At 71.6% G+C, this 13,403-nt stretch carries 11 protein-coding genes; 6 read left to right on the top strand and 5 right to left on the bottom strand.

The annotated features are described in order from the left end of the window. Positions 1-24: 24 nt before the first annotated feature. Complete coding sequence (locus AB0C04_RS16135) at positions 25-732, top strand: SDR family oxidoreductase (protein ID WP_357054396.1); 708 nt, start codon at positions 25-27, stop codon at positions 730-732. Between the two features lie 56 nt (positions 733-788). On the opposite strand, the gene AB0C04_RS16130 is transcribed toward AB0C04_RS16135, so the two are convergent. The 5 genes from AB0C04_RS16130 to AB0C04_RS16110 form a co-directional block, all read right to left on the bottom strand. Then, a complete protein-coding gene (locus tag AB0C04_RS16130; protein ID WP_357054393.1) occupies positions 789-1,052 on the bottom strand; it encodes a type B 50S ribosomal protein L31 in 264 nt (87 codons plus the stop codon). Continuing rightward, positions 1,049-2,275 carry a GTP-binding protein gene (locus tag AB0C04_RS16125; RefSeq protein WP_357055269.1) on the bottom strand — a complete coding sequence of 409 codons (1,227 nt, stop codon included), beginning with the start codon at positions 2,273-2,275 and terminating at the stop codon, positions 1,049-1,051. The genes AB0C04_RS16130 and AB0C04_RS16125 overlap by 4 nt, the downstream gene beginning before the upstream one ends. A gap of 329 nt (positions 2,276-2,604) precedes the next feature. Then, on the bottom strand, positions 2,605-3,582 hold the full coding sequence (locus tag AB0C04_RS16120) for a LacI family DNA-binding transcriptional regulator (RefSeq protein WP_357055266.1): 978 nt from the start codon (positions 3,580-3,582) through the stop codon (positions 2,605-2,607). 218 nt (positions 3,583-3,800) lie between these two features. Continuing rightward, positions 3,801-5,642 carry a Xaa-Pro dipeptidyl-peptidase gene (locus AB0C04_RS16115; RefSeq protein ID WP_357055263.1) on the bottom strand — a complete coding sequence of 614 codons (1,842 nt, stop codon included), beginning with the start codon at positions 5,640-5,642 and terminating at the stop codon, positions 3,801-3,803. 306 nt (positions 5,643-5,948) lie between these two features. Then, a complete protein-coding gene (locus AB0C04_RS16110) occupies positions 5,949-7,199 on the bottom strand; it encodes a hypothetical protein (protein WP_357054390.1) in 1,251 nt (416 codons plus the stop codon). An 80-nt stretch (positions 7,200-7,279) separates the two neighbouring features. Between AB0C04_RS16110 and AB0C04_RS16105 the strand changes: the two genes are divergently transcribed. The 5 genes from AB0C04_RS16105 (at position 7,280) to AB0C04_RS16085 (ending at position 13,396) form a co-directional block, all read left to right on the top strand. Continuing rightward, a complete protein-coding gene (locus tag AB0C04_RS16105; RefSeq protein ID WP_357054387.1) occupies positions 7,280-7,855 on the top strand; it encodes an RNA polymerase sigma factor in 576 nt (191 codons plus the stop codon). Next, positions 7,848-8,561 (top strand): hypothetical protein, encoded by a 714-nt coding sequence (locus AB0C04_RS16100; RefSeq protein ID WP_357054384.1) that lies wholly within the window; start codon positions 7,848-7,850, stop codon positions 8,559-8,561. Before AB0C04_RS16105 ends, AB0C04_RS16100 begins: the two co-directional genes overlap by 8 nt. Positions 8,562-8,652: 91 nt before the next feature. Beyond that, entirely contained in the window at positions 8,653-9,177 is a 525-nt protein-coding gene (locus AB0C04_RS16095; protein WP_357054381.1) for a hypothetical protein, read from the top strand. Positions 9,178-9,326: 149 nt separating this feature from the next. Further along, positions 9,327-10,223: a hypothetical protein gene (locus tag AB0C04_RS16090; RefSeq protein ID WP_357054378.1), complete on the top strand. Its 897-nt coding sequence runs from the start codon at positions 9,327-9,329 to the stop codon at positions 10,221-10,223. A 140-nt stretch (positions 10,224-10,363) separates the two neighbouring features. After that, the gene (locus AB0C04_RS16085) at positions 10,364-13,396 is read left to right on the top strand and encodes a hypothetical protein (protein WP_357054375.1); all 3,033 of its coding nucleotides are present in this window, start codon (positions 10,364-10,366) and stop codon (positions 13,394-13,396) included. Positions 13,397-13,403: the final 7 nt, after the last annotated feature.

Below are 13,403 nucleotides of genomic sequence, written 5' to 3'. Positions count from 1 at the left end.
GGAACCCAAGCCTTGGAGGTAGTCATGCGGATCTCTGGTTCGGTAGCGCTCGTGACGGGCGCCAACCGTGGCCTCGGCCGGCACTTCACCCGGGAACTGCTCGAGCGGGGCGCGGCGAAGGTCTACGCCACGGCCCGCGATCCCGAGCGGATCGACCTCCCCGGGGTCGAGCGGCTGGGCCTGGACGTCACCGACCCGCGGTCGGTCGAGGCGGCCGCCGTGGCGGCGCCCGACGTCAACCTGCTCATCAACAACGCGGGGATCAACACCTGGACCAACCTGATCGACGGAGACCTGAACCGGATCCGGTTGGAGCTGGAGACCCACCTCTACGGTCCGCTCGGCATGGCCCGGGCCTTCGCGCCGGTGCTGGCGGGCAACGGCGGCGGGGCGATCCTCAACGTGCTCTCCGCGATGTCCTGGTTCTCCTACGACGGAGCCAACGCGTACGGCGTCGGGAAGGCGGCCGGCTGGAGCCTGACCAACGGCATCAGACTCGAACTGGCCGGTCAGGGCACCCTGGTGACCGGTCTGCATCTGGGTCTCGCCGACACCGACATGTCGGCCGACTTCGAGGGCGACAAGATCGACCCCGCGGTGGTGGCCCGACTCGCCCTCGACGGCATCGAGGCCGGCAAGCTGGAGGTCGTCGCCGACGAGTGGAGCGCCCAGGTCAAGGCCGCGCTCGCCGCGGACCCCAGCGCCTTCTACGCGATTCCCGCGGCCGGCTGACGGGCGGCCCCGGCACGGCGCCGCGGCCGCCGCCTCGTCACGCCGTTGCCGCACGCTCAGCCGGGCTGCCGCGGCCCGCGTCGGGCGTACCTGGCGCGGAACTTCTCCACCCGGCCCGCGGTGTCGAGCAGCCGCTGCCGGCCGGTCCAGAACGGGTGGCTGGCAGCGGAGATCTGCACGTCGATGACGGGGTAGGTGTTGCCGTCGGTCCACTCGACGCGCTGGTCGCTGGTGGCGGTGGAGCGGGTGAGGAAGGCGAAGTCGGCGGCGCGGTCACGGAACACGACCGGCTGGTAGCGGGGGTGGATTCCGGGCTTCATGCGGCGATGTCTCCAGGGCTGTCGGTGCGGTCGGGAACGAGGTCGGTGAGCGGGAAGCAGCCGGCGAACGGGTCGTCGTAGGTCCGCCAGACGTCCTCGCCGTCGGCGAGTTCGGGGTCGCTGAGCAGGCAGGCGCTCAGGGTGCGGTGCAGGTCCACCGGGTCGAGGTCCAGGCCGATGAAGACCAGGTGCTGGTGCCGGTCGCCGTAGTAGGGGTCCCAGTCCAGCGCCGCGGCGAGCCGCCGGTGGTCGGACGCGTCGTCCCAGTACGCGTCGGGTAGGGCGACCAGCCAGCGACCGAAGGACCCGATGGTGAGGCCCCCGCCGGCGAACTCCCAGGCGAGCACCGCGTCGGGTTGGCTGGCCAGCCAGAGGTGACCGCGGGAGCGGACGACCTCGGCGTTGACGTCCTCGAGCACGTCGTGCAGTCGCCGGGGGTGGAACGGTCGGCGGGCGCGGAAGACCGCGGAGACCACCCCGCACTCGGAGTGCGGTTCGTGCACCCCGAGGGTGTGCCCCTCCAGGCCCCGGGCCAGCACCGCGGGCGTCTCCGGCCGGTGGCGGCGGGTGTCGCGCAGCTGGCGGGTCAGCTCGTCGGCGTCGACGAGGTCCCCGTCGACGCGTACCTGGGTCGCCCACGGAGCCAGTCGCTGCAGCAACACCGACAGTCGGCTGTCGTCGTACGCCCCCTCGCGGGACCGTCCCCACAGGACGAGCGTGTCGGCGTACTCGATCTGTCGGACCACGACGTCCGCCAGCGCCCGGTGGTCGTCGTCGGCGGCGTGGACGCCCAGGGTCTTCAGGTCGTCGGTGCTGGCGAGGCCGTCGAGCAGGTGTTCGGCGTCGACCACGGTGACGTACGAGTCGATGTGCAGCGCATCGGTGATCGGCGCCCCGTCGACGAGGCAGTGGGCGCAGGCGGCGGCGACCGCCTCCGGCTCGACCACCTCGGGCAGCATCAGCACCAGGTCCCGGTGGGGGTGGGTGCGGGCCAGCCGGGCCAGGGTGGGCAGCACGTCCTCGCGCAGGGTGCAGGAGACGCAGCCGTGGGCCAGGGTGATCCGTTCGTCCTCCAGGATGCCCGCCCCGTCGCGTACCACCCGGTGCACGCCGCCCTGGCGGACGTCGGTGAGGTCGTGCCGCACCAGCAGCAGGGACGGGTCCGCGGCGAGCAGGGTACGGGCGATGGCGTACGTCGCCGTCGGCCAGAAGCCGCTGAGCATGGTCAGCGAGGGGCGGGTGTCGGCCGCAGAGGCGGCGGCGTCGAGGGGTGCGACTGGTGACGTCACATCTCAGTCCTCTCTACTTGAAAACGATTGTCATTCTAAGCAGAGTTCCGGCGGAGAGGTGAAGGGGGTGTCGGCGGTTCGGCGCACCCGGCCGTGGCGGAGCCCGGGGTCCAGACGTGGTGACGGCTCCAGGCGCGAAGCCGAGCTTCGGCAAAGCCCGACGGGCGGCAGTGGGATGGACCGGGCAGATCGATGCGCGTCCGCCCCTCACCGTCCCGTCCTGCGTGCCCGGGGGGTGGTCGCGGCCCGCGACGGGTGCCGGCTCAGCTGGCGGGCAGACCCCGGGCGACCAGTTCGGTGGGGATCAGCAGGCTACGTGGTGCGCAACGGTCGCCCTCGATCCGCCCGAACAGCAGCTCGGCGGCGGTGCGCGCCAGCTTGCGGGTGTCGTACGCGATCACGGTGAGCGGGTACGGCAGCAGGCGGGCCACGTCGAAGTCGTCGAAGCCGAGCAGGGCGGCATCGCTGCCGCGCCGGTGGAGTTCCTCCACCGCGCCGAGGGTGATCCGGTTGTTGAGGCTGAAGAAGGCGGTCGGCGGATCGGGCTGGTCGAGCAGCTCGCCGACCACCCGGGCTGCCGTCTCGGGGTCGCGGACGCCGCCCCGGACCAGCCGGTCGTCCGCCGTGGCGCCGGCCGCGGCCAGCGCCTCCCGGGCGCCGGCGAGTCGCTCGCGCATCGTGTAGACGCTGGTCGAGTCGAAGAGGATGGCGACCCGGCGGTGCCCCGCCTCGATCAGCGTGGCGACCCCGCTCCGGGCGCCGCCCCGGTTGTCCAGCAGGACGGTGTCGGCGGGCAACCCGCCCGCCGGCCGGTCGAGGAAGACCACCGGGATGCCGAGTTCCACCTCGGCCCGGAGGAACGAGTGGTCGTCGCCGGCCGGAACCACGAGGAGGCCGTCGACCCGGCGGGCGCAGAGATCGGACAGCAGCTCCCGTTCCCGCTCCGGCTCCTCCTCCGAACTGGCGATGATCAGCATCGTGTCGTGCTGGCGGGCGACCTCGGCGGCGGCGCCGGCGATGGTGGCGTAGAACGGGTTGGCGATGTCCTCGATCAGCAGCCCGATTGTCGCCGTGGTCCGGCCGGAGCGCAGCGAGCTGGCCAGGTGGTTGCGGCGAAAGCCCAGCTCGGTCGCGGCCGCCAGCACCCGCTCCGCCAGTTCCCGCTGCACGTAGGGGGCGTTGTTCACGACCCGCGAGACGGTCTTCAGGCTCACCCCGGCCCGCGCCGCCACGTCCACCATGGTGGGCCGCTTCGCGCGGCCGGGGGCGCTGGTCACGCGAGAACCATACCGCCGGCCACGCCGCCCTCCGTGACTCGCGTGGGTGCCGGAAAGGTGCGGAAACGCCGGCCCGGCCCCGACGAGCAGATGGGGCAGCCCGACCTGTCGGACCGCCCCACCTTTGATCTGCGTCTCCACCAACCCGCGGGTCGGTCGGCGCCACCGGCCGACCCGGCCGGTCAGAACCCGAGTACGGCCCGTCCGCCCACCACCGGCAGACGCAGCTCGCTGTCGTTCGGCGCGACCCGCAGCTCGGTGCCGCCGAGCGGCAGCAGGGTGTACTCCTGGTCGCTGGAGAACACCACCACGCCGATCCGGTGACCTGCCTGGAAGATGTAGTCCTTCGGCTCCAGGGTCCACCGGTAGTCGTACAGCTTGCCCTGCTTGACCGACTCGGTGCGCGACGCGCTCTTACGGTTCTGCGGGTCCATCCAACCCCGGGTGACCACGGTGGGCGCGGCCGTCGAACCGGCTGGGCCGTAGTCGACCAGGTACGCGGTGAGGTTCGCGTCCGGCTTGTTGTCGATCGCCATCCGTAGCCGCATCTCCGGACGGCCGGAGATGCGGACGTCGCGGGCCAGCGCCGGGGAGCGGTAGGCGAGCCGGTTCGGGCTCGCCGCGTCCGGGTTCGCCACCAGGACGTCCGGGTGGATGGTCCGACCCTCGTCGACGAAGGTCTGCTCCACCTTGGCCTTGGGCTGCTTGCCCGAGGTGAGCGTGCCCGGCTCGCCGGCAGTGGACGCGGCCAGCTTCACCGCCACCTCACGGGCACCCGGGTCCGGCCAGTTGGCGTACGTGGTGTACGCCCGGTCCTCCCGCTGCAGCACCGCGGTCGGCTCGTCCATGATCCCGTTGCGCACGTTCCACAACCAGAAGTCGAACCAGCGGTTCTCGGTCTGCTTGTAGGTCCAGGTCCGCCCGTCGGGCAGGGTCACCGACGCGTTGCTGCCGGGGCCACCGTGCCCGCCCTGGTGCAGCCAGATCTTGCGCGGCACGTGCCGCTTCGCCAGCTCGTCCCACCAGCCCGCGAAGTGCTCGGTCTTCACGTTCCAGTCGTTGAGGCCGTGCACGACGAAGACGCTCGCCTCCACGTCCCGGGCGTCGAGGTAGTCGCGATCCTGCCAGAACTTCGAGTAGTCGCCGGTGACCCGGTCCTGCTCCTCGGTGATCTCGGCGATCTCGTCGGCGCAGGGCCCTTCGGCCCGCGCCTGGCCGGCCGTGTACTGGGCCAGGATGTCGGTGTCCTCACCCTGGTACGTCCCGGGCGCGACGACCAGACCGTTGGCCCGGTAGTAGTCGTACCAGCTGCTGATCGCGGAGACCGGCACGATGGTCTTGAGCCCCTCGACCCCGGTGGTGGCCACCTGGTTGGGCAGCGTCCCGTTGTACGAGACGCCGGTCATCCCGACCGCGCCGGTGGTCCAACCGGCGGTGACCGGTGCGCCGGCGGCGTCGTAGCCCTTCGCCCGGCCGTTCAGCCAGTCGATGACCGCCTTGGTGCCGAGCGTCTCGGCCTGGTCACCGCTGGTCGGGCAGCCGTCCGAGTCGCCGGTGCCGACACTCTGGCCGAGCACCACCGCGTACCCCCGCGGCACGTAGTAGTCGTCCAGCGAGCCGGGCAGATTGGCCTTCGCCTCCGCGCGCTGGATTCCCATGTCGAGCGCGCGGAGCCCGGAGCGCTGGGTCAGACCGTTCTGCGGCAGGTCGTCCACCAGCACGCTCGGGTACGGCACATCGCCCCAGGTGCCCTTGCGGTACGGGCTGTGCTCGAAGATGACCGGCACCTTGAAGCCCTGCGTCGCGGTCTCCCGGGGCCGGGAGATGTCGATCGCCACCCGGTCGCGGCGGCCGTCGTGGTCGGTGTCCACGGAGGTCTGGACGTACACCCGCTCCTCGATCGCGTCGGCGAGCGAGAACACCGGTTGGGTCATGCCGTCACTGACCACGATGCCTGGCGGTGGGGTGGCCGCGGGTGTGGCCGCCGATGCCGGGGCTGCGCTCAGGACCAGTGCGCCGGACACGCCGACGCCGAGTAGTGCCAGATAGGGGGGTCGACGCACGGGCGTCTCCCTTCGGTCGGGCTGGCGGCCGGAGCCGGCCGGGGGTGGATCCCGAAGATCCATTCGTGCACATGCTAAGTCCGCGTCGGCATCCCCGTCGATGACCTTCAGCCTGGAACGGACACCTCGTCCACAGTGGGCGGGGTGGGAATGACCGGTGGAGGCCGGTGAGTCGGTCCCGCAAGCCCGCCGAGGTTGGGGAGGCCAGCTGACCGGGTTCCGCCCGGGAAGTCGTCACCGGCAACGCCCACCGGGGATTGCGGCGACTCAGGCGGCGGCGAGGCCGTGCAGGCCCACCAGGCCGGGCACGGCGACGCGTCCGAGTTCCCCACCGGTGGTGGCATCGTGCCAGCTCACGGCAGCGGTCTGGCCGACATGCAGCCGGCCGAGGTCGGGGCTCAGCGCGAGACCGGTGACCGGCTCGCGGACCGGCCACTCGGCCGCAGGGCCGAGGCTAGCGAGATCCACGGTACGCAGCACGGGGCCGGAGCCGATGAAGAGCCGGTCCTGGTCCGCGGCGGCGTACGCGTCGCCAGTCCCCGTGACCACGGTGGCGGTCCGGCGTACCGCCAGTTCTTCCGTGGCGATCTCGGCGACCGTGCCCGAGGTGACGTCGGCGACGAAGAGCCGGCGTCCGTCCGGGCTGATGGCCATGGCGTGACCGCTCGCGGGCCCCGCCCCGAACGGATGGGGCAGATCGATGCAGTACGCCCACCGCTCGGTGAGGTTCAGCGTGTGCACGAACGCATGCGCGTCGCCCGGCCGGCCGCTGACCAGATCGCGGGTGTGTTGATGGCCGGGCTGATGGGTGTAGAGCGTGTAGAGGATGGTGCCGTCCGGCGCGAGCACCGCCTGGCGTCCGTCGCCGCGCATCTCCTCCTCGGCGCCGGGTGGCACCGGCGCCTTGGCCCGGGTGTTGAGCGGGCCCGGTGCGGTGGTGGCCAGATCCACGACGCGGACCCGGTAGCGGTCCGGGGCCGTGGCCGGGAGCCACTCGAGGACGAACAGCCCCGCGAGGTCCTGGGTGAACGCCTCCGGCACGAAGTTGCCGCGCAGCTCCAGCCGGTGCCGGACCCCGCCAGCGTCGGCGACCAGTACCGGGGTCACGTCGCGCCCGGCCGGCCGGCCGGTGGTCACGCCGACCTCGTCCGGGGTGAGCGCCACCGTCGTGCCACTGGTCGAGACGGCCTGTGGCGTCCAGCGCCCGGGCAGCGTGACCCGGGCGGAGGCGCGGCCCGAGCCGGTGTCGACCCGCCAGAAGGCGGTGTCGGCGCCGTCGGCCCTGGTCGCGTAGATCGCCCGCCCGTCGGCGGTGGCCACCGAGCGCGGGATCGTCTGCCGGTCCGGACCTCGAAGCACGGTCAGCCCGTCGTCCACCTCGACGAGCAGCACGTCGGGGACGCCGGCCGCCGGGGCCGAGGTCGGCCTCCGGGCGGCATCGCAGCCGACCAGCGCGGCGGCGCCGGCACCCGCGAGCGCCGTCAGGACGGTACGGCGGGAGATCGGTGCGTTGGCCATCATGTCGGGGTGACACCGCGAGACCCGGCAGGGTTCCCTCGGCCGGATGGAACCCGCCCGCCGCGGGCGGTGTCATGAGGGTGGATCAACCGGAGGTTCCACTGGACGACGACGAATTCGTCACCCGCGCCCAGGCAGGTGACCTGGAGGCCTACGAACTCCTGGTCGCCCGGCACACCGCGTCCGCGTACCGGACCGCGGTGCTGCTCGGCGCGGGCTCGGATGCCGAGGATGTCATCCAGGAGGCTTTCGTGAAGGGGTACCGCAAGCTCTCCCGCTATCGGCGCGAGTCGTCCTTCCGCTCCTGGCTGCTGGCGATCGTGGCCAACGAGACCCGTAACCTGCACCGGTCGCGCAGCCGACGTGACGGGCTGGTGCTGCGGGCCGCGGCGGCCGACCCGGGGTCGGAGGTGACCGGCGACGGCGCGGTGGGTGCGGTGCTCGCCGCGGAACGCCGCGCCCTGCTGGTGCAGGCGCTGCGCCGGCTGCCGGAGAAGGACCGTGAGGTGATCGTGTGCCGGTTCTTCCTCGACCTCACTGAGGACGAGACGGTGACGATGCTGGGCTGGCCCCGGGGCACGGTGAAGTCGCGCACGTCTCGGGCGTTGGCGAAGCTGCGCGGTTTGCTCGACCTCCAGGAGGTCCACCGTGGATGACCTCGAGCGGGAGCTGCGCGACCTGCGGGCGTGGCTGGAGACACCCGAGGCGCCCGACGTGACCGCCCGGGTACGCGCACAGCTCGCCGCGCCCGCACGGGGTCGACGGCGATGGCGCTACTACCTCGCGGCCGCGCTCGTCGCCCTGCTCGTCGCGCTGTTGCCGCCGGGGCGGGCCGCCGTCGCCGACGCCGTCGCGGGTCTGCTGCGCTTCGCCGGCGTCACCATCGTGACGTCGCCGGCGTCGGCGCCCCCGAGCCGTACCGCGTCGCCGTTGCCGTCGCAGCGGCCCGCCGGGCTGGACGAGGCGCAGCGTGCGGTGCGTTTCCCGATCCGCGTACCGGCCCGGCTGGGTCCACCTGAGCAGGTGCTGGTCGCCGACCCTGACGGCACGGGCCGCTATCGGGTGGCGACACTGCTCTACCGCGGCGGCGCGCTGCGCGTCGACGCCTTCGACGGTCAACTCGACCCGGTCTTCCTGAAGCAGTCCAGCGCGGCCGAGCTGGTCACCGTGCACGGTGGCTTCGCGGCGTGGGTCGCCGGACCGCACGCGCTGACCTACGTGGACCGTGCGGGCGAGGTCCGGGTGGAGACCGCGCGGCTCGCCGCCTCGACCCTGATCTGGCAGGCGGCCGGCGTGAGCTACCGCCTCGAGGGCGACCTCGCCAAGGCCGAGGCGATCGAGATCGCCGACTCTCTGGGATAGGCACAGGGAACCCGGAGAGCCGGGCCGGTGTCCTTCCATCGCAGGCACGAGTCGGGTCATCGAGACTCGACGCTTTCCCGGAGGGTGCGAGATGAGGGCATGGGGCAGGGTGGTGCTGGCTTCGGTGGTCCTGCTGGCGGGTTGCACGGCCACCGGTCGGTCGGAGACGCCAGGCAGTGCTCCGGCCACCACGGTCGCCGGCAGTCCGGCCGCGGGTGCCGCGGGCGGCTGCGGCTCGCGGATCGAGACGGGGCCGCTGCCCGACTGGGCGGCCCGGGGGTTCAGCGGGGACGCCCGGGTTGCGCACGTCCTCGGTACGAAGGGCGACATCGTCGCGGTGCTCTTCGGAAACCCGCTGCGGGTGGACAGGACGGACGGCTCCAACAACAAGATCCTGTGGGTCTCCCGTCCCGCGGCGGCCTCGACCGGCCCGACGTCGTCACCCGATCTGAGCATCACGGCGACGCTGGACGGGTCCGACACGCGGGTGAGCCGGGAGGTCCGGGGTGGCCCCGGCCCGTCGATCATCGACCTGCCGCAGGCCGGTTGCTGGCACCTCGAACTCCGCTGGTCCGGGCGTACCGACACGATGGACCTCGTCTACGCCGAGAAGTAGGCCGGGGGAGTCCCTGCCCGCGCGGCCCGGGCGCCGCGCGGGCCGGCGTGCCTTGCGGTGACGGGATCGGTGGCTACCGGGCAGCCCCGAGGTCGCTTACGTTGGCATCGACCCAGTTCGGAGCCCTACCCGATGTCGTGGAGGTCCCGGTGCCGTACAGCGCTCTGGCGATCCGGCTGTTGATCTCGTGCCCCGGAGACGTCCCCGCGGCGGACATCCGCATCGTCCAGCAGGCCATCACCAAGTGGAACGGGATCTACGGCGAGAACTTCGGGGCGGCGGTGGTCCCGATCATGTGGAGTGTGCACGCCGCCGCCGCGTTCGGCCGCCCGCCGCAGGACGAGTTGAACGACCAGATCGTCGACCGGTGCGATGTGTGCATCGCGATGTTCGGGACCCGGCTGGGTACGCCGACGGCCGTGGCGGCGTCCGGTACGGCCGAGGAGATCGAGCGGCTCGGCGCCGCCGGCAAGTACGTGGGGGTGCTGCGGTCCCGCCGGCCGGTCGATCCCGGCGGCCTCGACATCGCGCAGATGGCGGCCCTGCAGACCTACCTCGACGGGCTGCGCCCGACGGCGCTGGTCCTCGGGTACGCCGACGACGCCCAGCTGAGCGACCACGTTGAGAAGATCCTGGTCGCCGCCGTTTCGGCGCACAGCACGCGGGCCGCCACGTTGAGCGCACCGTCGACGGTGCCGGGCGCGGAGGTCTGGCCCCGGGTGCAGTCCGAGGACCGGGTGCGGATCGACTCGCACCGCTGGGCCAGCAGCCTGCGGAACCGCTACCTGGTGCTGCACAACACCGGCAGTCGCCCGGCGCTCGGTGTGACCTTCGTGCTCGAGAAGGATCCAACGGATCGCGGCGACCTCTGGACCGTCGCTCTCGCGCAGCCCGGTGATCCGTCGATCGACGCGATAGCCCCCGGTGGAGAGGTGCGATTCGCGCTCGTCGCGCAGATGGGCAGCGCGCAGCAGGTGCGATGTGTGGTGCGCTGGAGCGACGATCGCGGCTCGCACGAGAATATGTCGACATTGCGACTCACCTGACCTCCAGCGGGCGCTTCCCGATGTCAAGAGCAGGTGATATGCGTCGATTGCTGGGTGCGCACACCCCTCGTCCATCCGGCGGACTCCTCTGCCGTACCAGTGAATCCAAACATGGGCATTCTTTACGTAGCATGACGGGTGTGGGGGACCGACTTTCAGATCTTGACGAGATCATTCAGCTGAATCGCGCGGTTCGGCCCGCCGAGGCGGCGAAGCGGTTCGAGCGGCTCATCGGGCAATTGTCCGAGGCGGATCTGGCGGATCTTGACGCGGACATCCAAGCGGCTCTCGCGAGTTTCCTGCCGAAGCGGCGAAAGGGGCTCGTCGCCGCGCTCGCGGCCCGCCGGGCCGGCCCGGTGAGCCAGCCACCCGCCTCGCCGGCACACGTGCCGGTCGGCTCGGCGCCTGCGCCGGTGCCGCTGAGCCGGTTGGCGACGACGCCGATGCCCGTGCCACCGTCGGACCGGGCCGCCGCGGCGCGGGTGGGCGCCGTCGCACCGGCCCGCCCGGTGCCGTCGCCACCACCGACCGCGCCGCCGTGGGTCGCCCCGATCGCGCCGGCTCAGGCCGTACCGGCGAGGTCGGGCACACCGCGACCGCCCGGCGGGCCGGCCGGCGGCGACATCGCCGCGCGCCTGGCCGAGATCCGGGAGCTGCTGCACCAGGTCAAGCCGGGCGAGGCGGAGGACGCCGTCCGTGCGCTCGTCGCGGAACTCGGCGACGACGCGCTGCGCGAGCACTCGTCCCCGCTGTACGACGTCGTCGACCGCTTCCTGCCCAAGCGCCGGCGCCAGCTCGTCGAGCTCCTCGACCAGGCGCTGTCGCGCGTCTCGCCCCCGGAGCCGGCGGCGTCGGGCGCCACGCCCACCCGCGACCCGTTGACCGACGACGCCACGGGCCCGGTCGAGGCCCCGGCCCCGGTCCACCTGGCGGCGGTCAACGGAGCGCGGCCGGCGGGTCCGTCCCCGTCGCCGGTGCAGGTGATGAGGTCCCGGCCGCGGGGAGGCACGACCGTGCGCTCGGGTGGGCCGGGCCGCGACCCTGACCCGGCGTACATGAACTACCGCTTCACCGAGGAGCTCGACAACCTCAGCAGGTCGCACATCTTCCAGTGGGCGACCTTCTACCGCGACGTGTTGTCCGAGTACTTCGAGGCCTTCCTCATGGAGGTGGTCGAGGACGACCGGAGCCAGGTGCCGGACATCACGAAGAGCGCGTTGATGCACCATGCCCGGGACATCTTCAGCAAGGGCTACAGCCGGCTCAGGACCACCCAGGGGTTCTCCGAACACCATGCGTTGAACAAGTCGCTGAGCGGGTTGCAGCGCTTCCTCGACCTGCCCCTGGAGCTGTACTCGTCACGGCTGGCCGACGCGCACCGCGACGGGTCCGCCTGGTCGTTGCGTCGGCTCTGCTCCGCCATGCTGTTCGGCATCCTGCACGGCTACTCCGACGTGCGCTTCGAGCTGACCGGCCGGCAGATCCTGCCGCGCTTTCCCCGGTCGTGGGCCTACGTGCTGCCCTTCCTCACCTCGGAGGACCTGCACGAGCTCTCCACGCTCATCGAACCGGGCCAGTTCCACGACGGCGTCGCCGACTCGGTGTTCCCGTTGGTGGAGGTGGTCGACAAGCTCCTGCGCGCCGACCCGTCGAGGGGTCCGCTGCCCGCGCTGTCCCAGTACGTCGGGGCGTCGCGCCGCCTGGACGTCTCGCTACGACCTGCGCTGAACGCGAGTGACGCCCGCCCCGTCGAGGTGCAGTGCTATCTGCTCGCCGACTTCGTGGAGCGGCACCACATCGAGGAGGCGCTGTCGCGGGCGGTGAGCGTGGTCATCGCGCCGCTGCGACCGGACATGCGCGCCCGGGTCGCGGCGGTGGAGCGGTTGGCCAAGATCGTGGTACCCACCGGCGGACTGACCAGTGACGTGAGCGCGGTCAACCAGCTGACGGAGTTGCTGGAAGGCATCATCTGGGAGACCGCGGAGGACGCGCGGCTGGATCGGCCGATCAACTACAACTTCGCGCTCGGCTTTCCGATCGAGAACCCGTTCTACGCGCTGACCTACAACCACGTGTACCGGCACAGCGTGCGCAATCTCATGAACTCCTTCGAGCGCCGCAACGGGGTACGGCTGTGGTGCAGCGTGCGGCGCAGCGGCAAGACGACGGCCTGCGCGGCGGACCTGGGATCGACCACGGGCACGTCGGTGGTGATCACCCAGACCTGCGACGACACCGGTCAGGTGCCCGACGGCGGCGTCTTCTACGGGCGCGTGCTGGAGGCACTCGACGGGGGACAGCGGCTACCGGCCGGGTTCGTCATGGAGACCGTGGCCGAGTGCCTGACCGGCCAGGCCACCAACGCCGCCCGGTTCGTGCTGGTGCTCGACGAGTACGAGACCCTCTTCGGTCAACTCAGCTCGTACCTGGTCAGCCGGCCCGAGCTGCGCTATCTGATCGTCCAGCCGCTGCTGAACCAGCTCGTCGAGTTCACTCGGGACAACCTGCTGGTCTTCGTGGGCCAGCAGCCCAACGCGCACTTCATCCTGCTCGACCAGAACCAGCTCAGCCCGGTGGTCGAGCAGGACTCGTTCCCGCTGTTCACGCACGACGCGACGGCCGCCACCTCGGGCGAGTTCTACGAACTGGTCCACAAGGTCATGAGCAACTACGTCGACCTCGAACCAGAGTTCGTGACGATGGTCTACCGGGAGACCGGGGGCCATCCATTCCTCACCGTCAAGCTGCTCGTCGCATTCATGGAATGGCTGATCAACAACAGATATCCGGTGTCGCACCTGCATCCCGTTCGGGCCGAACTGTTCGCCGCATTCGCGAGGGAGAACCTGACGAGCAACAAGATCGCTTTCAGCGAACACTACGACTTCTTCAAGGCCGCCGCCGCGGCCCATCTCTCCGCGCGGGACCGCCGGGAGAATCCGTGGCTGCACTCGGTCTACTCGATCCTTCGCGCGCTGTGCCTGGAGTCACCGACGACGCTCTCGTGCACCGAGGACGAATACAACATGCTCGCGGCACGCGAACAGATCACATCACCGACCCATCTGCTGACCACCGCGCGGGCGGCGAACTTCCTGGCGTTCGACGGCGACGTGGTGCGTCCACGCATCCCGCTGCTGGCCCGGATCGCCGCCGCGGTCACCCCGGTCTGAGGTAGCC

Source organism: Micromonospora sp. NPDC048909, from assembly GCF_040649635.1.
Lineage (GTDB): Bacteria > Actinomycetota > Actinomycetes > Mycobacteriales > Micromonosporaceae > Micromonospora.
The sequence above is the reverse complement of the archived record's forward strand: the minus strand, read 5'-3'. Positions and strand labels throughout refer to the sequence as shown.

Excerpts from the sequence above, each read along its gene's own strand:
- AB0C04_RS16135 (WP_357054396.1), top strand. The coding sequence starts at position 25 with ATGCGGATCTCTGGTTCGGTAGCGCTCGTGACGGGCGCCAACCGTGGC.
- AB0C04_RS16130 (WP_357054393.1), bottom strand. The coding sequence starts at position 1,052 with ATGAAGCCCGGAATCCACCCCCGCTACCAGCCGGTCGTGTTCCGTGAC.
- AB0C04_RS16125 (WP_357055269.1), bottom strand. The coding sequence starts at position 2,275 with ATGCTCAGCGGCTTCTGGCCGACGGCGACGTACGCCATCGCCCGTACC.
- AB0C04_RS16120 (WP_357055266.1), bottom strand. The coding sequence starts at position 3,582 with ATGGTGGACGTGGCGGCGCGGGCCGGGGTGAGCCTGAAGACCGTCTCG.
- AB0C04_RS16110 (WP_357054390.1), bottom strand. The coding sequence starts at position 7,199 with ATGGCCAACGCACCGATCTCCCGCCGTACCGTCCTGACGGCGCTCGCG.
- AB0C04_RS16095 (WP_357054381.1), top strand. The coding sequence starts at position 8,653 with ATGAGGGCATGGGGCAGGGTGGTGCTGGCTTCGGTGGTCCTGCTGGCG.